Source organism: Variovorax sp. dw_308 (assembly GCF_019207085.1).
Classification (GTDB): Bacteria; Pseudomonadota; Gammaproteobacteria; order Burkholderiales; family Burkholderiaceae_C; genus Variovorax.
In genome coordinates, this window is the sequence record NZ_JAATOM010000100.1 from 1 (window position 1) to 554 (window position 554).

The 554-nt window shown below is 69.0% G+C and carries 1 protein-coding gene; it reads left to right on the forward strand.

Annotation, left to right across the window (positions count from 1 at the left end; genetic code table 11):
* Nucleotides 1-554, forward strand: a 554-nt coding sequence (locus tag HCU76_RS36380; protein ID WP_218512069.1) for a CHAT domain-containing protein, incomplete at both ends; no start/stop codon positions are given.

Consider the following 554-nt stretch of genomic DNA (forward strand, 5'->3'; position numbering starts at 1 on the left):
GCTGCGGCTCAACGGCCAGTATGTGATCGAGACGCATCCGGTGTCGGTGGCGCCGTCGATGAGCATCGCCGTGCAACTGGCGCAAAGCACGCCGCGCGTCGATGCGTCGCTCACCGCCTTCGGCAATCCGCGCATCGACGACCAGCACGAGCTGCCCGGCGCCGCGGCGGAGGTCAAGGAGATCGCCACCGTCTTCCCGCGCAACAAGGTCTACATGGGCGCGGCCGCCACCAAGACGCAGTTCCGCGAGGCGGCGGGCCGTTCGCCCCTGATCCATGTGGCCGCGCATGCCGAGGCCGACCAGATCGATCCGCTGTATTCGCGCATCCTGCTGGCCAACGAGGACGGCAAGCAGAACTTCCTGGAGGCGCACGAGATCCTGGACCTGCCGCTCTCGCACAGCGCGCTGGTCACGCTGTCGGCCTGCGAGTCGGGCCTGGGCCGCGTGGCCACGGGCGACGAGGTGCTGGGCTTCACGCGCTCGTTCCTGTCGGCGGGCACCTCGAGCCTGATCTCCTCGCTGTGGTCGGTGTCCGATGACGCGACCGAGGTGT